Raw genomic sequence first — 19,267 nt, 5'->3', positions numbered from 1 at the left:
AAGAGCGTGTTGACAAATATTATGCCATTATAAAGATAAATCATTCATATAGGTACAGTATTAATGACGATCATTATACCAGCCTATTGCAGGTTTTACCGGTCTTAAGATGCTACTTCATAAAAAAAGCCCCTCTCAAATGAAAGGGGCCATGTCATTTATCGGGATTCTTCATCACGATCATGATTTTTCTTTTCTTTTTTATCTTCTTTTAAAATTTTTGATAACTCTTCCAGCATGGCCGCCATTTCGTTCCTGCTGTATGGCCGGGTCTCTGCAGAAGGAAGCCTCTCCTGTTCCGCCTCTCTATCTTGTCTTTCTTCCCGTTCCACTCTTTCTTCAAGCAGATAGGCCGGCACCAAATGGCCTTCAGGTGTCGCATACAGTTTGTTTAAACGCCTTGTATCCTTGTCAAAGAAACTGTATACAACCGGTATGACGAACAAAGTAAGGAAGGTGCTGCTGATTAATCCTCCAATGACAGTGATTCCCATAGGCTGGTTGATTTCAGTTCCTTCACCAATTCCAAGTGCAAGAGGAACCAAGCCAAGAATGGTCGTTAATGCTGTCATGAGGATTGGCCTTGCCCGGTCTTTTACTGAAATAACAATGGCATCATAGGTCTTAAGTCCGTTTTCTTTCTTTTGATTAATATAGTCTACAATCACAATCGCATTATTGACAACAATACCTGCGAGTACAATAATCCCAATGATTGCCGTTAAGCTAATTGGTGTGCGAGTCGCAGTAAGAGCAATTGCCACCCCTATAATCATAAGAGGAACAGTAAACATAATCACAAACGGATACTTCAATGACTCAAACTGGGCTGCCATAACAAGGTAAATAAATACGATTGCCAGGATAAAGGCCAGTGCCATGTCATCAATAGAGGATTCAAGCAATTCCCGGTCACCGCTAAATACAACTTCTGTTTCCTCAGGCAATTCGAGATCGGCAATTTCTTTGTCCACCACTTTTGAAATGGCCCCCATATTTGTCGAGGATTTGTATTTCAACGTGAATTGGACGGCATCCTGCTGATTGATCCGCTGGATATTTACAGGCCCTTCGCCCCGCTCGATATTCGTTACTTCATCTAAAGAAACATAATTGCCATCCGGTTTTTTTATGAGCAATGTCTTCAGGTTATCGATATCCTGTGTGATTTCTTTATCATATTCAACAAAAACGCCATAAATATTGGATTCATCGTCTATCATTTGTGTTGCACGATTGCCGCGCGTGACATCATTTACGGCCATCGCAATTTGAGCAGGAGCCAAACCTTGCTCCAGTGCCTTTTCGCGATCCACCGTTATTTGGATTTCCTCAACGGTATCCATTAAATCAGTAGTCAGCTCTGTAACATCGTCAAGGTCTTTTAATCCATTATATATTTTGTCTACATTCTCATTTAAGCGATTTGGATCCGTATCCCGCACACTAAAGGTTAAAGTATTTGGTGCAGTGCCTGATGATGATTGCATATTGAATGAGAGATCTGCACTTTCATTTACTTTGGATGCTGCTTTTTCAAAATCCTTTTTCACATCATCAACAAATTCAAATGTCGATCTTTCGCGCTCATCCAATTCTTTCATTTTGATATAAAGCTCCGCAATATTGGCATTTGCAGAGCCGCGGAAGGAACCTTCCTGTGTGGTTCCTATCAGGCTGACATACGTATCAACCTCATCTTCATCCTTAAGTTCTTCCTCTACCGCAGTAATGACTTTCTCTGTTTCGGATAGAGCTGTTCCGTTTTCAAGTTCCATACGGACAGTAAAAAATCCTTCATCCGTATTAGGAAGAAACTGCGTTCCGACAGTCGTTAATCCAAAGCTTCCTGCTGCCAAGAGCAACATTGTAATCGCAATAACCACAGCGCGGTTCCGCAATGACCATTTGATAGATCTTTCAAGTAAACGCATTATGCCAGATTCCTGCCTTTTAGCTTCAAGATTCGTTTTAGGCGCTTTCAGTAAACGGCTGGCAAGCATAGGGACAACCGTGAGAGCCACTACTAAAGAAGCAAAGAGGCTAAAGGAAATGGTCAGCGCAAATTCTGTAAACAATTCACCAATGATTCCTGATATAAAGACAACAGGAATGAACACGGCGACAGTAGTCAAGGTGGAAGCTGTAATTGCAGACCCAACTTCTTTTGCACCATCGCTTGCGGCCGCCTTTGGATCTTTCCCCATAGATAAATGGCGGTAAATATTTTCGATAACCACTATGGCGTTATCGACCAGCATTCCAATTCCAAGCGCCAGACCGCCTAATGTCATAATGTTTAATGTGAAATCTGAAAAGTACATAAGGACAAACGTAAAAATAACTGAATAAGGAATAGAAATGCCAATAATTAGCGGGCTCTTAACATTTTTCAAAAAGAAAAAGAGCACAATCATGGCAAAAACTCCCCCAAGAAGCAGCGAATTAGAGATATTTCCTATTGCCAGATTAATGTAATCTCCCTGGTCAAAAAGAATTTCTGATTCAATTCCTTCATACTGTTCCTGTTCCAGAAGGTCATCCAGTTTTTCTATAAACTCTTCTGAAACTTCTGCTGTATTCGCATCAGACTGCTGAAGAACACTTAATAATACAGACGGAGACTGATTTGTACGGGTAATGGTTCTATCGTCCTGATTGGTTAATTGAACCTCCGCAATATCCTGCAGACTTACGTTTTCACCAGTTGCTGGATTAATCGTAACGGTAAGTTCCTTCAATGTATCAAGTGAATCCAAGCTGCTGATGATTCTTGTGGTTAGTTCTTTACCTTCTGTTAATACCGGATCACCTGGCATTGAAATATTATTTGACTGAATAACATCAACAACGTCAGCCTGGCTTAATTTGTAATCCCTTAATTTTTCCTGGTCAAGTTCAACCCGGACTTCCTTTATAGCTGTACCTGACATATTGACGCTGGCTACACCTTCAACCTTCGTCAGTTCCAGGTTCAGCTCCTCAGCAAGTTTTCTTAAAGTCTGGGAATCCTCATCCGCGCTCAAAGATAATTGAATAATAGGAAACTGTGATGGATCAAATTTCATAAAACGGGGATCATCTGCATCTTCCGGCAGCTGCGTTTGATCCAGCCGCTGGATAACCTCACTTTGAATTTCATCAATATCCGTTGTCCATGAAAACTGCATCAAGATAAAATTGGCGCTTTCCTGTGACGTGGAGGTCAGCGTTTTAATCCCTGGCAGTGTAGCCAAATTTTCTTCCAATGGCTTTGTTACTTTTTCAACAACCTCATCAGGGCTTGCCCCCGGGTAGGAAGTAACAACAACACCCACAGGCGGGTTGATATCAGGTATGAGTTTTAATGGAATATTTAAAAGGGAGACAACCCCTAAAATAAGGACTAAAAACATAGATACCAATGTAAATATTGGCCTTCTTATAGAAAAATCACTTATACGCACTCATGCTGCTCCTTTCAATGGCAGTAACTAAGTAACAGGACCCGCTGCCTGTACGGATTCCGCTTCTGAAATCGTGTTATACAATTTCCATAATGGCAAACAAATTTACGAATAAACCCATTTTAACTATATAAAAGCTATCAGCACTATGCAAGCAATGAATGTGCGCTGAAATGTGGCAAAAGAGTGACAGAAAAAAAACCCATAAAAAATGAAAAAAGCAGCTTTAAACAGCTGCTTTTTTATCCGTTTTTGTAATTTTTATACCGGTTAAACCGTAAATTAAAGTTATAATGGGACTCAGCAGACAGAAGAACGCAAACGGAAGATAGGCTCCTGTCTCCACCCCTAATACGCCTGTAAGGAAAACACCGCAAACACTCCATGGAACCAAAGGGTTAACCACAGTACCGGCATCCTCAAGAATTCTGGATAGATTCTTCGTATGCAGGCCTGCTTTTTCAAACGGCTCCCGGAAGGCATTGCCTGTCAGAAGAATGGAGAGGTACTGCTCACCAAGTAAGAAGTTGATTCCAATTGCTGTTCCGGCTGCAGAAGCAATCAGGGAAGGCACACGATTCAACACGCCTTTGATGCCTTCGAGCAAAGCAGGAAGAATGCCCAGCTTGAAAAATAATCCTCCCATAGAAAGAGCAAGCAATACTAGTGAAATAGAAAACATCATGCTTTCCATTCCGCCCCGTGATAATAATGAATCGACTTCTTCTGATCCGCTCTCAGATACATAGCCTGAAAAAAGCAATGACATTACTTCTTGGACCCCAAAGCTGTTCTGTACGAGAACTGCTATTAACAGTGATGAGATTATGCCAGCGGAAAGAGTGATGATTGCTGATATTCTTTTTATTGCCATAACTGTCAGGATAACAAAAGGCAACAGAGAGTACCAGTGAACCAGCCCCTGATCTTGCAAGGTTTCTTTAAGCTGGGCAATTTTTGTAAAATCCGATGCAGCCTCACCTGGTGACAACACAGCAAAAAGCACGAGAGAAATAGCGAAAGCAGGCACTGTTGTCCATGCCATGTTTTTTATATGCTCAAATAAATCTACCTTTACGGTTGATGAGGACAGGTTTGTTGTATCAGATAAAGGTGACATTTTATCCCCGAAAAACGCTCCGGAAATAACAGCTCCCGCGGTTATAGCTTCTGAAAGACCTAAAGCTGTGCTGACGCCCATAAAGGCAACGCCCAATGTAGCCGCTGTTGTCAGTGAGCTTCCGATGCTCATGCCAATCACAGATGCTACCACAAATACAATTGCATAAAAGAACTTTCCATTAACGGCTTCCAGGGCCATGTATATAAAAGTGGGAATAGTCCCGCCCGCCATCCAGCTGCTGATCAGCATGCCAATGAAGAAAAAAATAAAAATGGCGCCAAGACCGGACTTTGCTCCCTCAATTAGGCCATTTTCCAGCTCTTTAACAGATACCTTTTTTATTAAACCATAAGCAACTAACCCCATGATTGCAAAAACTACCGGAATATGTGGTACTGCCCCTGCAAAAATAATAGAATAACTGATACCGCCCAAAATAATTAAAGTAACAATTAGTGCCTCCAACGGCTTCAAACGCAATGCTGCTTGATCCTGGTGCATGATGTATTCCTCCTATGCATAGCTTGAAGTTTAAGCAAACAAAAAGAGCCCTCTCGCCTATAGGGACGAAGGAGCTCCGCGGTACCACCCTAATTGATAAGCCTAAATATACAGCTTATCCTCTTTAAAAAACTTTGTCCTTTTTCAATGCAGTTGTAATTCAACCAATTGCTGCCTGGATTTTCAGCACCCATCCAGTCTCTATTTGCTGCCTGCAATTAATCTACTGATCTGCGGACAAGATTATTTTCTTTTAATTGAGTATACGACTTTCAAACTTAAACGCTTTTTAGCGTTAAAGCGTATGTGTTAATAATATATAATCTATTGAAGGAGTTGTCAAGTGGATTGATAGATGAATATACAGGAATTGATAAGGTCCCGGTTACGTGTGTTTTTCTTTCGTTTGTGGACAGCACTTTCGGTTTTTATTTCCTTCTGCGAGGGTTCGGCCTTTTCGTGTGCGGAACTGCTCCTTTTGTGCCCGGGTTTCTTTTGTTTAGAGCAAGGGTTAACCTCCATTACGCCCAGCTGCCTCTATTTTCCGGTCAATTCAACTATTTGCCTCTCTATATCCTTCATTATCCTCCCACTCACTCGGCACAAAGGTAAAAAACGGTCCCCTTCAAAGGGACCGTTTTCTTATTGTGAATCCATTGGATTATATAATTTAACATCCGGATTTTTTTCTTGGAACCATCTGAGTGCAAAGTCATTTTCAAATAGAAAGACTTTTTTGTCATAGCGATCGTTGACTAGCAGGCTTCTTGCGCTGGAGAGGTTTTCGTTGACGTCGTCCCCTTCTACCCAGCGTGCAATTTTTGAGCCGAGTCTTTCCATATACACTTCTGTGTTGTATTCATTTTTCATGCGGTGCTCGAATACTTCGAATTGGAGCTGTCCTACTGCACCTAATAGGTATTCTTCCATCTTTACAGTTTTGAACAGCTGGATTGCACCTTCTTGTACCAGCTGCTGAATGCCTTTGTGGAAGTGTTTTTGCTTCATTACATTCTTTGCAGTTACTTTTACAAAGAGTTCGGGTGTAAATTGCGGAAGGCGTTCATATTGGAAGTTGTTTTTCCCAACTGTTAAGGTGTCTCCGATCTGGTATGTTCCCGGGTCGTAAATTCCGATAATATCTCCACTTACTGCCGAGTCAACGGTGCTTCTGTCATCCGCCATAAATTGTGTGGACTGTGCAAGCTTGATTGATTTTCCGATCCTTGGAATATTGACTGCCATACCGCGTTCAAATTGGCCGGAGCAAATTCTCAAGAATGCAATCCTGTCGCGATGTGCCGGGTTCATATTTGCCTGAATCTTAAATATGAAGCCGGAAAACTCTTCTGATAGCGGGTCAATTTCACCAGTTGTCGAGTTGCGCGGCTGCGGTGGCGGTGCAAATTGAAGGTAGGATTCCAGAAACGTCTGTACGCCAAAGTTTGTCAGGGCGCTTCCGAAAAATACAGGCGTCAATTCACCATTAGCAATACGCTCTCTGGAAAATTCATTGCCCGCCTCATTTAATAGCATAATTTCTTCAAGAGTTTGATCATATAATCCTGAGTCTTTCAAGGTATGATTCCCCTCTATTTCACCTTCTTCGTTCAAGGTGACAAACCGGTCCTCTTCGTCAACACGGAATTGTTCAATTCGGTTGTTAAATCGGTCATAAATGCCAAGGAATTCTTTTCCCATCCCAATTGGCCAGTTCATAGGATACGATTCAATTCCCATTACTTCTTCCAATTCAGCGAGCAATTCCAAAGGCGGCTTCCCCTGGCGGTCCAGCTTATTCATAAAAGTAAAGATTGGAATACCTCTCATACGGCAGACTTTGAATAGCTTCAGCGTCTGCTCCTCTATTCCTTTAGCGGAGTCAATAATCATTACTGCACTGTCAACAGCAGTCAAAGTCCGATACGTATCTTCACTGAAATCCTGGTGGCCAGGCGTATCAAGGATATTTACACGGGCACCTTCATATTCAAACTGCATCACACTGGAGGTAACGGAGATTCCACGCTGCTTCTCGATTTCCATCCAGTCGCTTGTCGCATATTTTCCTGTCTTTTTACCTTTTACTGTACCCGCATCCCGAATGGCGCCGCCGAATAACAGAAGTTTTTCTGTCAGTGTCGTTTTCCCGGCATCCGGGTGAGAGATAATCGCAAAAGTGCGACGGGATAAAACTTCATCTTTAAAATTTTTGGACATAATAGTTCCTCTCTTACTTATATGGAAATTTGTTATAAAAGCAATGATTGGGTAAATCTATGTTAATTATTGCAATACCTTCAATTCTATCGCGCGAGAGAAAAGTTTGCAACGCATTTAAGAATAGCTTATCTCTTTTTATATTCCATTTTCAGGATTATAATAATTAAAACAAATATGATAGCAAAGGAGGCGGAATCATGGATACGATTACACATACTTTATTCGGCCTGAGCCTTTACGGTGCAGTAGATAAAAGAGACATGAACAAAAATCATAAAAGGGCTTATCTGCTGACAGCTGTCGGTGCCAGCCAAATTCCTGATATAGATGTTATTTCACGTCTATGGGATACCGAGGGGCTTTATCAAATGTGGCACAGGGGCATCACCCATTCCGTTTTTCTGACTCCCATTTGGGCCCTATTATTTTTCCTTTTATCCCTCCTGCTTTTCAAAATAAAAGATAAGAAGCTTTTCCTGCTGGGATGGCTTGCCGTTTTCATACATAATACCAGTGATTTATTCAATGCCTGGGGAACTGGATATTTGGAGCCTTTTTCAAATATGCGAATTACTTTTGGCACGATCCCGATTGTTGATTTAGTATTCTGGATCATAATTGGAACAGCCTTTATTTTTTCTAAAAGAAATAAGCTAAAATCACCTTATTACTACAAAATGGCTTGGGCATTCGTGCTTCTTCATGTGATTGTCCAAAGCACACAAGGTTTCCTGCTTTATAAACAATACGATGGCCAGTACGATCAAGTTGCCTTGTCTGCTGGTTTTGTTCCTTGGACCTATTCAGTCATTACCAAAAAAGAAGATGAGGTTATCATTTTTAATGATAATTTGTTTCAGAAAAAAGAAAAACAGTACGTCCTTCAATCAAATGAAACCGCCGATCTGGACAAATTGTTCTCGCAACGGCCTGAGGCTAAAACCCTTTATGAATGGTCCCCGTTTGTCGTTCTCGTTGATGATAATGAACGGCTTGGCATTTATGATCCCCGATTTTACAGAAACGGGCAGTCCTTTTTATTTGAATATATAGAGAAAAACTCTAAGAGATGAGTATTCGGGCTCATCTCTTTTTTGTTTGGAAAAACAATATCGGCATTATTTATTTTTCATGATTTTTCCCCTTTTGCACATAATACAACTATTAAGCTTTAAGGCGGATTTTTTGGGGAATAGGAGTATTGCTGACTCAATCCACCAGTCGTCTTGCAAGAAATACTACATAGTATATGAGGTGTTAAGATGAACTTTCTTTGGGGAATATTCGGTATCATTGTCGTTTTGGGAATCGCGTTCCTGCTTTCAAGCAATAAAAAGGCAATCAATTTGCGGACTGTTGCTGGAGGGCTAGCTATTCAGCTGATTTTTGCATTCCTGGTTTTGAAGTGGGAAGCCGGCAAAAATGCACTGAACTGGCTGACTATGAAAGTAAATGACGTTATCAATTATGCCAATCAGGGAATTAACTTCTTATTCGGCGGCCTGTTTACAGAGGAGTCAGGAATTGCATTTGTGTTTGCATTTCAGGTGCTGCCGGTCGTTATCTTTTTCTCATCATTAATCTCAGTCCTTTATTATTTAAAGATCATGCAGTTTTTCATTAAGATCTTAGGTGGCGCACTTTCATGGCTCCTTGGGACCAGAAAGGCAGAATCCATGTCAGCTGCAGCGAACATTTTTGTTGGGCAAACGGAGGCCCCGCTCGTCGTTCGCCCTTATATCGCGAATATGACGAAATCAGAGTTATTCGCTGTAATGACGGGTGGTCTTGCATCTGTTGCCGGATCTGTTTTGATTGGATATTCCCTGCTTGGAGTGCCTCTTGAATATCTGCTTGCAGCAAGCTTTATGGCTGCTCCAGCCGGATTAATCCTGGCAAAGATCATGCTGCCGGAGACAGAAAAGAAAGAGGAGCCAAAGGAGTTTGATATGGAAGTAGACAGCGACTCCGCCAATGTCATTGACGCAGCGGCAAAAGGAGCCAGTGTGGGCTTGGAACTTGCCTTGAATATTGGTGCAATGCTCCTGGCGTTTATCGCTCTTGTAGCCTTAATTAACGGGCTTCTCGGCTGGGTTGGCGGTTGGTTTGGATTTGGGGGATTAACCCTTGAAACCATTCTTGGTTACATTTTCTCTCCGCTTGCATTTGCGATCGGGGTCCCATGGGAGGAAGCGGTCCAGGCAGGCAACTTTATCGGCCAAAAATTAATTCTGAATGAGTTTGTTGCCTATTCTGCTTTTGCACCGGAAATTCCAAATTTATCAGACAAAACTGTAGCAATTATCAGTTTTGCCCTTTGCGGATTTGCCAATATATCTTCATTGGGAATCCTGCTCGGCGGACTTGGAGGATTGGCTCCTAATCGCAGACAAGACATTGCACGCCTTGGCCTCAAAGCTGTTGCGGCCGGTGCCCTCGCCTCCATGCTCAGTGCAGCGATTGCCGGAATGCTGTTTTAAGCTGGATGCCCTGCAAAGCATTTTACTAAAAATGCTTTGTTCGTTGATATATTGGAACTTTTCATTGATAAAAGCATCTTTTTCGCTGATATATAAATTTCGTTGATAAATGCCTTTTGAGAACAAAAAATCCTCCTGCAGACAAGGCTGCGGGAGGATTTTTCTCATTTATTTTTTCAAATAGTAAATAACTGATTCATATGGACGCAATTTGATCTCTTTTGCTGCAGAAGGTGAACCCTCGTAGTTGGACAGCAATAATTCGGATTGGTATCCTTCTAAATCAACTGCAGCGGGCAATGTAAATGATGTTGCTTTACCATAAAAGTTATTTACGACAAGAAGCTTTTCATTTTCTCCGTTACGTATATAGGCAAATACATCCGGGTGTTCTTCTGAGATCAATTCATAATCACCGTAAGTGATTATGTCATATTGCTTGCGGAGCTGGATCAGCTTTTTATAATGATAAAAAACAGAATCCTGGTCTATTAATGCATTTTCTGCATTGATTTCCGTGTAATTGGAAGCTACATTTATCCACGGGGTTCCTTCAGTAAAACCAGCATTTTCCGTTGCATCCCATTGGACAGGCGTACGGGAGTTATCACGGGATTTACGTTTTAAAATCTCGATGATTTCCCGTTCGGACTTCCCTTTTTCCCTCAGGATTTTATAAATGTTCAGTGACTCAACATCCCGGTACTCATCAATGCTTTCAAAGCCAGGGTTGGTCATGCCAAACTCTTCTCCCTGATAAATATACGGAGTTCCCTGCATCATGTGAATGGTTGCAGCAAGCATTTTTGCAGATTCACGATGATATTTTTGATCATCCCCATATCTTGAAACAACACGGGGCTGGTCATGGTTGCACCAGAACAGCGCATTCCATCCGCCTCCTCTATGCATTTCAGTCTGCCACTTGGACAAGATCTGTTTCAATGCTCCGAAATCAAAGTCGGCCAAAGCCCATTTCTCGCCATTTGGATAATCTACTTTTAAATGATGGAAATTGAATGTCATACTTAATTCTTCGCGCTCAGGATTTGAATATTTGGTGCAATGTTCGATTGTTGTAGAGGACATTTCGCCAACCGTCATGCTGTCATACTTGGAAAATACATTCTGGTTCATTTCGTGCATGAATTCATGGGCACGCGGTCCATCTGTATAAAACCTTCTGCCATCGCCTGGCGGAATAGTCCCGTCATCATCAGGAAAACGCTGGTCCTTGGAGATCAGGTTGATAACATCAAGCCTGAAACCATCCACCCCTTTTTCAAACCAGAACTTCATCATGTCATAGACTTTGCGTCGCAGCTCTTCATTTTCCCAATTTAAATCAGCCTGGGTGACGTCAAAAAGATGCAGGTAGTATTGCCCTGTTGTTTCATCAAACTCCCAGGCATTTCCTCCGAATTTGGATTCCCAATTTGTCGGTTCACTTCCATCCGCTTTTGGATCCTTCCAAATATAAAAATCCCTGTATGGGTTGTCTTTTGATTTTTTTGCTTCCTGGAACCATTCATGTTCTGTTGAAGTGTGGTTCACAACAATGTCCATAATTATTTTAATATCGCGCTTATGCGCCTCTTCCAGGAGCTTATCGAAGTCTTCCATCGTTCCATATTCTTCATGGATGCTAAAATAGTCGCTAATATCATAGCCGTTATCACGCTGCGGAGACTTATAAATCGGTGTAAGCCAAACGACGTCAACACCCAATTCCTTTATATAATCCAGTTTGGCAATAATGCCGGGAATGTCCCCCACCCCATTGCCTGTCGTATCGTTAAAACTTTTTGGATAAATTTGGTATACAACTGCTTTTTTCCACCAAGGTTGTTTCATTTGAATCACACCTGTTTTAGTATTTTTAATTAAAGAGAAGGACCTGTGCTTCATACGGCCGCAGCTTAATCGTTCCGCTTCTCTGTAAATCTTTATAATTCCCAATCAGTACCTTAGGGCTGGATCCCTGTATATCTGCTGGGACTTCAATTTCAGGGGTTCCATCGTAAAAATTGCATAGAACAAGAAGTGTCTGATCGACAAGGCTTCTCGTATAAGCATAAACTTCAGGAAGGTCCTCTAAAACTAAGTTATATTTTCCATAAACAATGATTTCATGCTGCTTTCTTAGTTCAATGAGCTTTCTATAATAATGAAAAACAGAGTCTGGGTCCTTCAGCGCCTGTGCTGCATTTATATTTTTATAATTTGGATTCACTTTTATCCAGGGAGTACCTTCAGTAAATCCGCCATGTTCAGACGAATCCCATTGCATCGGTGTTCGAGCGTTGTCACGCCCTTTTGCATAGATGCTTTCCAAGGCCTCCTGTTCAGTCCAGCCATCATTGAGCGCTTCTTTATAAAAATTGAGAGTTTCAATATCTTTGTACTCATTAATGCTTTCAAACCGGACATTTGTCATACCGATTTCCTCACCCTGATAAATATAGGGAGTCCCCTTCATCATGTGAAGCAGCGTTGCAAGCATCTTAGCTGACTTTTCCCGGTACTTGCTGTCATTGCCGAATCTTGAAACTGAGCGCGGCTGGTCATGATTATTAAAATAAAGACTGTTCCAGCCAATCTCATCCAGTTCATTTTGCCATTTGGTAAGATTGTTCTTTAAATCCCGCAAAGCAAGAGGCTTAAGATCCCATTTCCCATTTGGCCCGTTATCAAGGCTGACATGTTCAAATTGGAATACCATATTTAATTCGTTTCGGTCTTCGCCAGTGTACTGCCTGGCCCACTCAGGTGTAACGCCAGGCATTTCACCTACAGCCATCACATCATAATTGGATAAAGCTTTTTCATTCATTTCCTTCAAATATTCATGGATTCTTGGTCCATTGCGGTAATACATGCTGCCTGAAGCATATTTCTTTCCAGGCTTTGGTTCATCATCAGGCAGGCCGTCCACTTTGGAAATGAAGTTGATAACATCCATTCTGAATCCATCAATGCCTTTTTCAAGCCACCATGTCATCATGTCATAGATTTCATTCCTTAGTTTAGGATTTTCCCAATTCAAATCTGGCTGCTTCTTCGAAAATAGATGCAAATAGTATTCGCCAGTATTTTCATCAAGCTCCCAGGCCGATCCTCCAAAATTGCTTCCCCAGTTGTTCGGCTCTTTTCCGTTCTTGCCTTCACGCCATATGTAGTAATCCCTGTATGGATTGTCTTTCGATTTCCTGGCTTCAGCAAACCAAATATGCTCGTCAGAACTATGGTTTACAACCAAATCCATAATGAGCTTAATGCCTCTCTTATGCATCTGGTCAAGAAGTTCTTCCCAATCTTCCATTGTTCCAAACTCACTCATAATCCCCTGATAATCGCTAATATCATAACCATTATCATCATTAGGTGATTTATAAACAGGCGAAAGCCAAACAACGTCTATTCCAAGCTCCTTTAAGTAATCGAGCCTGGAGATGATTCCCTTCAGATCTCCTATTCCATCGCCATTGCTATCCATGAAGCTCCGCGGATAGATTTGATAGACGACACTCTCTTTCCACCATTGCTTCTTCATCTGGCAGCCTCCGATAAAAGATAAATTTTCGCTCACAAAAAAAATGGAGATACCATGGAATCAAGCAATCCCATGGTATCAAAAAATTATTCAGCTTTTTTAAATTTGGAAAAGACCATTGTCAGAATGAACGGTACGACCAGCGCAATTCCCATTCCAATGAAGAAAGCTCCCCAGTTTTCGGCAAAAATAGAGAAGAATGCCGGCAATCCTCCTACACCGATCGATGGTGCTTTAACGCCGTTGATGGTGATAAAAATTCCGGCGATCGCAGAACCAATAATTGCTGCGAAGAACGGATATTTAAAGCGAAGGTTAACCCCGAACATTGCTGGTTCCGTTACGCCCAAGTATGCTGAAATGGATGAAGTCAGTGCAAGACCCTTTAACTTTTCGTTTCCTTTGCTTAATAGCATCATTGCCAAAGCTGCTGATCCCTGTGCAATATTGGACAGGGCAACCATTGGCCATAAAAAAGTTCCGCCGATGCTGCCAATTAACTGCAAGTCGACCGCAAGAAATGTATGGTGCATCCCAGTGATAACCAGCGGTGCGTATAATCCGCCGTATATAAGCCCGCCAAGAGCTGGTACGGCATCAAAGATTCCGACAACACCATTCGTTATCCAGCTTCCGATTGTAAATGTGATTGGTCCAATAGCAATGAATGATAAGAAACCTGTAACCAATAAAGCGATTGGAGCAACAGTCAATAGCTGAAATGCATCCGGAATTCTTTTTCGTAAAAATACTTCAATCTTTGCGAGTACATATGAAGCAAATAACACTGGCAGCACTTGGCCCTGATAGCCTACCTTTTCTACTTCAAGTCCAAATAGGTTCCATTTTGGAATTTCCTCTGCTGCACCATAGCCCCATGCGTTTAAAAGATCCGGGTGGACAAGCATTAAACCTAATACCATACCTAAAAGCGGGCTTCCGCCAAATCGATTTACCGCACTCCAGCCAATCAAACCTGGCAGGAATACGAATGCAGTATTGGCAATTAAATTGATGATGCCAGCCAAATCAGCCCAGTTTGTATAAACCTCAACAAACGACTGATCATCAAAGAAAATATCAGGCGCGGTCATAATATTGTTTATACCCATTAACAAACCTGCTGTTACAATAGCAGGCAAAATTGGGATAAAGATATCCGCCAGCGTTTTAATTCCGCGCTGCAATGGATTCAGGTTCTCGGCAGCTGCACTTTTTGTTTCTTCTTTTGAAGATTCCCCAATACCTGTAGCTTCCGTCATTTCTTTATAAATTTTATCAACGAGCCCCTGTCCAATAACAACCTGGAATTGTCCGTTGGAGGAAAATGAGCCTTTTACAACATCTATATTTTCAAGCTTTTCCTTATCAACTTTCCCTTCATCTTTTAACGCAAAACGCAACCGTGTAACACAATGAGTGGCAGCTGCGATATTCTCTTTGCCGCCAATTGCTTCTACTATTTGCTCAGCTGACTGTTTATTTGCACTCATTCTTCTCTCTCCTCCTGTTACCGTTTTCATTCTTTTGAAAAAACAGCTGTAAGGTTCATCTATATTGTTCTCGAGCTTTACATTTATATCCATTTTTCTTGGATCATACAAGTCGTTAACCAGTCTATTGAAAATCAACTTGTATATACATGGACTGTTTACGCTTTCATTCTATCTTGTATATACATGTTCGTCAACTATTTTTTCATTGCTGTTACTTTTCACCTGCTATATACCCACCCAGATCCAGAAAAACTCTTTAAAAAAGACTTTGTTAAATCTCTGTGTTGATATTGGCCCCTGTTGATTGGAGCGTCGGACCGCCCGTGGAAAGCGAACGCCTGGAGCAGAAATCAGCAGCCAAGTTTAACAGAGCCCAAAATAAAAAAGCCGGCTTGCACACCTTAATTGGTCTGCAAGCCGGCTTTAAATCTTATTTAAGCTGCTCTTTCTTTTTATCATCGTCATCATCATTTGTTAATTCACGAGTAGACTTTTTAAATTCCTTTAAGGTTTCTCCGAAAGCTTTCCCTATTTCAGGCAGCTTCTTTGGCCCAAAGATAATAAGAGCCAGGACCAATATGAGGATTAAACCAGGAATACCAATGTTTGTTAACATTCTATACACTCCTTATTTATCGAATCACAAGAGGAATATTCGAAAAAAGACAATTGCCAAAATCAAGGTTCACTGTCCATTATAGTAGAAAGAATGAAAAATGAATAGCCGGAGTTTTACTTTTAGTTTTAGATAACTCTATCAAGCTCATCTAACACCTCGCCAATCTTACGGTTATGGATAACTTCATCCGCATAAAAATCATAATCCGTAGGCTCCATATTAACGATTACAAACTTTGCACCGTTTTGTTTGGCTATTAGCGGGAATTGGTTGGCCGGGGTAACGGTCAAGGATGAACCGAGTACAATGAAGAGTTCAGCCTTCTCTGATTCTTCTGCAGCAAAATCCAGTGCCTGATCTGGAAGCATTTCACCAAATAAGACGATTGAAGGGCGAAGTACACCTCCGCAATTACACTGATAATGATCATGCAAATATTCCTCGCTCGGAAATTCTTTTTTGCATACCTGGCAATGCAGTGTTTGCAGGTTCCCGTGCAGCTCTGCAATATTTCGGCTGCCGGCCAGCCCATGGAATCCATCTACATTCTGGGTAATGATACTTTGGAGAATGCCCCTTTTTTCCCAATTTGCAAGAATATAGTGCCCTTTATGAGGCTTACATTCTTTTAAGCCTGTGACCCTGTACCGGTAAAATTCAATAAACTCATTTACATTATGATTTAAAGCTTCTGTACTGGCTATTTTCCCAGGATCCTTCTTCTTCCACATTCCCTTATCAGCTGACCTGAAATCAGGCAGCCCGCTCTCCGTGGACATGCCTGCTCCAGTTAAAATAACGGTATACTTTGATTCTTTCAGCCATTTCCCAAGCATAAATATCAGCTCCGATATATAGTTTTCTCCACTCAAAGTACGATTTCCGCTTTTTTAAAAGGATAAAATGTTTATGTAATCCTATGTATGCGGTAAATAATAGAATATATCTGTTTACGCCATTTTTCAATATAGGAGTGAGTGCAATGCAAGAGACCGAAACAAAAAATTACCGGGAAGGCTATAAAAGGTTCTCTTCAAGGGCCAAGAGATATGCGGAAGATCCTGAAAAAACAAGAGGATTGCTAAGCAAGGCGACAACAAAAGCAAATCAAAATAAATCTTCATTAAGCGATATATGGGAAAAATTTCAGCTTCTGATTGACTTGATTAAAACCTGGTCAAAAGGAGATTACCGGCATATTTCAAAAAAATCAATCCTCTTTATTATTGCTTCGATTTTGTACTTTGTTTCACCTATAGATCTTGTACCTGATTTTTTAGCAGGAATGGGGATCATTGATGATGTAGCTGTTCTTGGATTTGCTGTAAGCCAAATTACAGGGGAACTAGAAAAATTTAAAATCTGGAAGCAAAGCCGGGCTATTGAAATAGAATAAGAGAAAGCATTGGTATCCTTCTGAACAAATAAAAAGCGACGAAGACTAACTTAGAAACGATAAGCAACGTTTCTTTAATAGCAGAAAAACCTCCTGCAAGGTGCTGGAGGTTTATTTTGCAAAACGGTGATTTCCAATTTCAGTCGTAACCGTTTTTGTGCGCAGCCATTTGCTGCTTGTTTTGTCAGGGTTAAAGAAAAATACTGAATCATGGCCCTGGCCTTCAAGAGCAAGTGCTTCATTTACTGCTTTTTTAGCTTTTGGATCTGCAGGCTTATTAATGCTGCCATTATCAACAGGCTGAAACTGCCTTTTTTCATAAATGACGTCCTTGATTTTATCAGGGAATCTTTCGTCGGTGACACGATTAAGCACAACAAGTGCGACTGCAACTTTGCCGGCATGAGGTTCACCTTTTGCTTCGGCATGTACAAGCCTTGCCAATAAATCTTTTTCAGCTTTTGTAATCAATGGCTTTGGGATAATAAGCTTTTCACCTGGCTTAATTTTGTCCGAAAATTTATGGTTCATTTTTTTCAAATCCAGCTCTGAAACACCATATTTTATACCTAATTTAAAAAGGGAATCATCCTTTTTAACTGTATATACATTCACTTCATCTAGTGTTTGGGCATTTGCAATATTATCTTTGGATTGAACAAAATGGAAAGAGAGCATTGATAAGCCTGCGATCATTCCTGCTAAAACTCCTGCAAGAATCTTCATTCTATCTCCTCCTATTTCCAATTAAGCTCCTTTTAAACAACATCTTAATACCATAACATATATATTGCAGCTTCTCCAAACTCAATTCTTTCCATGGTTTTGAAGGCATTGGCTGGCAAAAAAAGCTTTTACCGGCTGATTTGAGAAATACCGGCCGTTTCGAGAAAATTACCGGCCAAATGTGTTATTTTAGCACCATTGAGATAAAGAGCAGCACGTGAAAAACGGCAAATTTGAAGAATTTATCTGCCTTATTCAATGAAGTATTGGCCGAACTAATTGGTTTATCGGCTAATGACTAAGTTAGCAGGCAATTAGAGGAATTTTCCCATCTTAACCTTTTTACTGTCCATTTTTATACCTTTTGTTATAATAGTAAAGGAAAGTCATAGAAGCCTGAAGCTAGGACGTCTTATTAAGGTATTTTTTGCAGATTATATATGCCATAATTGAATAGCAAGAAATGTAGGGGAACCGGTATAGCTGGTTGAGACTTCATCCATAAGATGTTGACCCTTAGAACCTGATCTGGCTTATACCAGCGTAGGGAACATATCTTTAAACATAAAAATGTTTGTTTATATGCGCTCTGGTATTTATGCCGGGGCGTTTTTATTTTTTCAGGGCAAGCTATAATTATCTTTCCGATAATTAAAAAACACTACATATAGACTTACAGGAGGTTTAATGATGAAAAAATGGATTGCAGCAGTTTGTTTTGTTATGATGCTCGCCGGCTGTGCCGGAAATGGACAGGAAGCTAAGCAAGAAGGCGAAAATGCAGACAAGGAAGAACTAAAAAAAGTCACTGTCGTTCTGGACTGGACTCCAAATACCAATCATACAGGCTTATACACAGCTAAGGACAAAGGCTATTTTGAAGAAGAAGGGCTGGACGTGGAAATCATTATGCCTGGAGAAGCAGGTGCAGACCAGCTGACCGCTTCAGGTAAAGCTGATTTCGGCGTCAGCTATCAGGAAAGCATCACGGAAGCCCGGGTACAGGGTGTTCCGCTCGTATCAATCGCTGCTGTTATTCAGCATAATACATCCGGCTTTGCTTCCCCTGCAGATAAAAATATTAAATCACCAAAGGATTTTGAGGGGAAAACTTATGGCGGCTGGGGAGCGCCGGTTGAGAAATCGGTAATCGAGTCCCTGATGAAAACAGAAGATGCCGATGTTGAGAAAGTGTCTTTTGTCAATATGGGGGATGCCGACTTTTTTACAGCAGTTAAAAGAGATATAGACTTTGCATGGATTTATTATGGCTGGACAGGTGTAGAAGCAGAGCTTCGAGGGGAAAAGATTAATATGGTCTATCTGACTGACTACTCGGAAAAACTGGACTATTACACACCTGTATTGGCAACCAATGAGAAAATGATAAAAGATAATCCGGATACCGTAAAAGCTTTTGTCAAGGCGGCATCCAAAGGCTATGAATATGCTATCGAGAATCCTGGCGAAGCAGCTGATATCCTTCTCGAGAACGCTCCAGACCTTGACAGTGAACTGGTTAAAAAGAGCCAGGAATGGCTTTCCCCCCGTTATAAGGACGATGCAGCCAGATGGGGTGAGCAAAAGCTTGAAGTTTGGGAAAACTATGCAGAGTGGATGCATGAAAATGGCCTATTAGATAAAGAATTAGATGCCGGCAAAGCTTTTACTAACGACTTCCTGCCGGAATAAGGAGAGTTAATG

13 protein-coding genes and 1 riboswitch are annotated in these 19,267 nt (G+C 41.1%); of the genes, 4 read left to right on the top strand and 9 right to left on the bottom strand.

Annotated elements, in window-relative coordinates; genetic code table 11:
* Positions 1-158: 158 nt before the first annotated feature.
* From DFO73_RS25440 to DFO73_RS25430, 3 genes are all read right to left on the bottom strand, one after another.
* On the bottom strand, positions 159-3,446 hold the full coding sequence (locus tag DFO73_RS25440) for an efflux RND transporter permease subunit (RefSeq protein ID WP_110067481.1): 3,288 nt from the start codon (positions 3,444-3,446) through the stop codon (positions 159-161).
* A gap of 226 nt (positions 3,447-3,672) precedes the next feature.
* Positions 3,673-5,070 (bottom strand): Na+/H+ antiporter NhaC, encoded by a 1,398-nt coding sequence (gene nhaC, locus DFO73_RS25435; protein WP_110067480.1) that lies wholly within the window; start codon positions 5,068-5,070, stop codon positions 3,673-3,675.
* A gap of 642 nt (positions 5,071-5,712) precedes the next feature.
* Positions 5,713-7,290, bottom strand: a complete 1,578-nt coding sequence (locus tag DFO73_RS25430; protein WP_110067479.1) for a peptide chain release factor 3 — start codon at positions 7,288-7,290, stop codon at positions 5,713-5,715.
* Between the two features lie 200 nt (positions 7,291-7,490).
* On the opposite strand from DFO73_RS25430, the gene DFO73_RS25425 reads away from it, so the two are divergent.
* Together DFO73_RS25425 and DFO73_RS25420 are read left to right on the top strand one after the other, a co-directional pair.
* Positions 7,491-8,366, top strand: a complete 876-nt coding sequence (locus DFO73_RS25425) for a metal-dependent hydrolase (protein ID WP_110067478.1) — start codon at positions 7,491-7,493, stop codon at positions 8,364-8,366.
* Positions 8,367-8,555: 189 nt separating this feature from the next.
* Positions 8,556-9,773 (top strand): NupC/NupG family nucleoside CNT transporter, encoded by a 1,218-nt coding sequence (locus tag DFO73_RS25420; protein WP_110067477.1) that lies wholly within the window; start codon positions 8,556-8,558, stop codon positions 9,771-9,773.
* 168 nt (positions 9,774-9,941) lie between these two features.
* Here the strand turns inward: DFO73_RS25420 and treC are convergent, their stop codons facing one another.
* The 5 genes from treC to DFO73_RS25395 form a co-directional block, all read right to left on the bottom strand.
* Positions 9,942-11,627, bottom strand: coding sequence for an alpha,alpha-phosphotrehalase (treC, locus tag DFO73_RS25415; RefSeq protein ID WP_110067476.1), 1,686 nt, complete (start codon positions 11,625-11,627; stop codon positions 9,942-9,944).
* A gap of 25 nt (positions 11,628-11,652) precedes the next feature.
* Positions 11,653-13,326, bottom strand: coding sequence for a glycoside hydrolase family 13 protein (locus DFO73_RS25410; protein ID WP_110067475.1), 1,674 nt, complete (start codon positions 13,324-13,326; stop codon positions 11,653-11,655).
* An 86-nt stretch (positions 13,327-13,412) separates the two neighbouring features.
* Entirely contained in the window at positions 13,413-14,819 is a 1,407-nt protein-coding gene (gene treP, locus DFO73_RS25405) for a PTS system trehalose-specific EIIBC component (protein WP_110067474.1), read from the bottom strand.
* Between the two features lie 433 nt (positions 14,820-15,252).
* Positions 15,253-15,438, bottom strand: coding sequence for a twin-arginine translocase TatA/TatE family subunit (tatA, locus tag DFO73_RS25400; RefSeq protein WP_026582264.1), 186 nt, complete (start codon positions 15,436-15,438; stop codon positions 15,253-15,255).
* 128 nt (positions 15,439-15,566) lie between these two features.
* Positions 15,567-16,277, bottom strand: a complete 711-nt coding sequence (locus DFO73_RS25395) for an NAD-dependent deacylase (RefSeq protein WP_110067473.1) — start codon at positions 16,275-16,277, stop codon at positions 15,567-15,569.
* 146 nt (positions 16,278-16,423) lie between these two features.
* On the opposite strand from DFO73_RS25395, the gene DFO73_RS25390 reads away from it, so the two are divergent.
* Complete coding sequence (locus DFO73_RS25390; RefSeq protein WP_110067472.1) at positions 16,424-16,837, top strand: YkvA family protein; 414 nt, start codon at positions 16,424-16,426, stop codon at positions 16,835-16,837.
* 111 nt (positions 16,838-16,948) lie between these two features.
* Here DFO73_RS25390 and DFO73_RS25385 read toward each other — a convergent pair whose 3' ends face one another.
* Complete coding sequence (locus tag DFO73_RS25385) at positions 16,949-17,563, bottom strand: cell wall hydrolase (RefSeq protein ID WP_258309767.1); 615 nt, start codon at positions 17,561-17,563, stop codon at positions 16,949-16,951.
* 457 nt (positions 17,564-18,020) lie between these two features.
* Positions 18,021-18,130: riboswitch (TPP riboswitch) on the top strand.
* 123 nt (positions 18,131-18,253) lie between these two features.
* On the opposite strand from DFO73_RS25385, the gene DFO73_RS25380 reads away from it, so the two are divergent.
* Positions 18,254-19,255 carry an ABC transporter substrate-binding protein gene (locus DFO73_RS25380; RefSeq protein WP_110067471.1) on the top strand — a complete coding sequence of 334 codons (1,002 nt, stop codon included), beginning with the start codon at positions 18,254-18,256 and terminating at the stop codon, positions 19,253-19,255.
* Positions 19,256-19,267 lie beyond the last annotated feature (12 nt).

Origin of the sequence: Cytobacillus oceanisediminis, from assembly GCF_003182355.1 — a bacterium.
Taxonomy (GTDB): domain Bacteria; phylum Bacillota; class Bacilli; order Bacillales; family Cytobacillaceae; genus Cytobacillus; species Cytobacillus oceanisediminis_A.
The sequence above is the reverse complement of the archived record's forward strand: the minus strand, read 5'-3'. Positions and strand labels throughout refer to the sequence as shown.

What these genes read in the sequence shown, in the direction of transcription:
- DFO73_RS25425 (WP_110067478.1), top strand. Translation starts at nt 7,491, where the DNA reads ATGGATACGATTACACATACTTTATTCGGCCTGAGCCTTTACGGTGCA.
- treP (WP_110067474.1), bottom strand. Translation starts at nt 14,819, where the DNA reads ATGAGTGCAAATAAACAGTCAGCTGAGCAAATAGTAGAAGCAATTGGC.
- DFO73_RS25430 (WP_110067479.1), bottom strand. Translation starts at nt 7,290, where the DNA reads ATGTCCAAAAATTTTAAAGATGAAGTTTTATCCCGTCGCACTTTTGCG.
- DFO73_RS25395 (WP_110067473.1), bottom strand. Translation starts at nt 16,277, where the DNA reads ATGCTTGGGAAATGGCTGAAAGAATCAAAGTATACCGTTATTTTAACT.
- nhaC (WP_110067480.1), bottom strand. Translation starts at nt 5,070, where the DNA reads ATGCACCAGGATCAAGCAGCATTGCGTTTGAAGCCGTTGGAGGCACTA.
- DFO73_RS25410 (WP_110067475.1), bottom strand. Translation starts at nt 13,326, where the DNA reads ATGAAGAAGCAATGGTGGAAAGAGAGTGTCGTCTATCAAATCTATCCG.
- DFO73_RS25390 (WP_110067472.1), top strand. Translation starts at nt 16,424, where the DNA reads ATGCAAGAGACCGAAACAAAAAATTACCGGGAAGGCTATAAAAGGTTC.
- tatA (WP_026582264.1), bottom strand. Translation starts at nt 15,438, where the DNA reads ATGTTAACAAACATTGGTATTCCTGGTTTAATCCTCATATTGGTCCTG.
- DFO73_RS25420 (WP_110067477.1), top strand. Translation starts at nt 8,556, where the DNA reads ATGAACTTTCTTTGGGGAATATTCGGTATCATTGTCGTTTTGGGAATC.
- DFO73_RS25385 (WP_258309767.1), bottom strand. Translation starts at nt 17,563, where the DNA reads ATGAAGATTCTTGCAGGAGTTTTAGCAGGAATGATCGCAGGCTTATCA.
- DFO73_RS25380 (WP_110067471.1), top strand. Translation starts at nt 18,254, where the DNA reads ATGAAAAAATGGATTGCAGCAGTTTGTTTTGTTATGATGCTCGCCGGC.
- treC (WP_110067476.1), bottom strand. Translation starts at nt 11,627, where the DNA reads ATGAAACAACCTTGGTGGAAAAAAGCAGTTGTATACCAAATTTATCCA.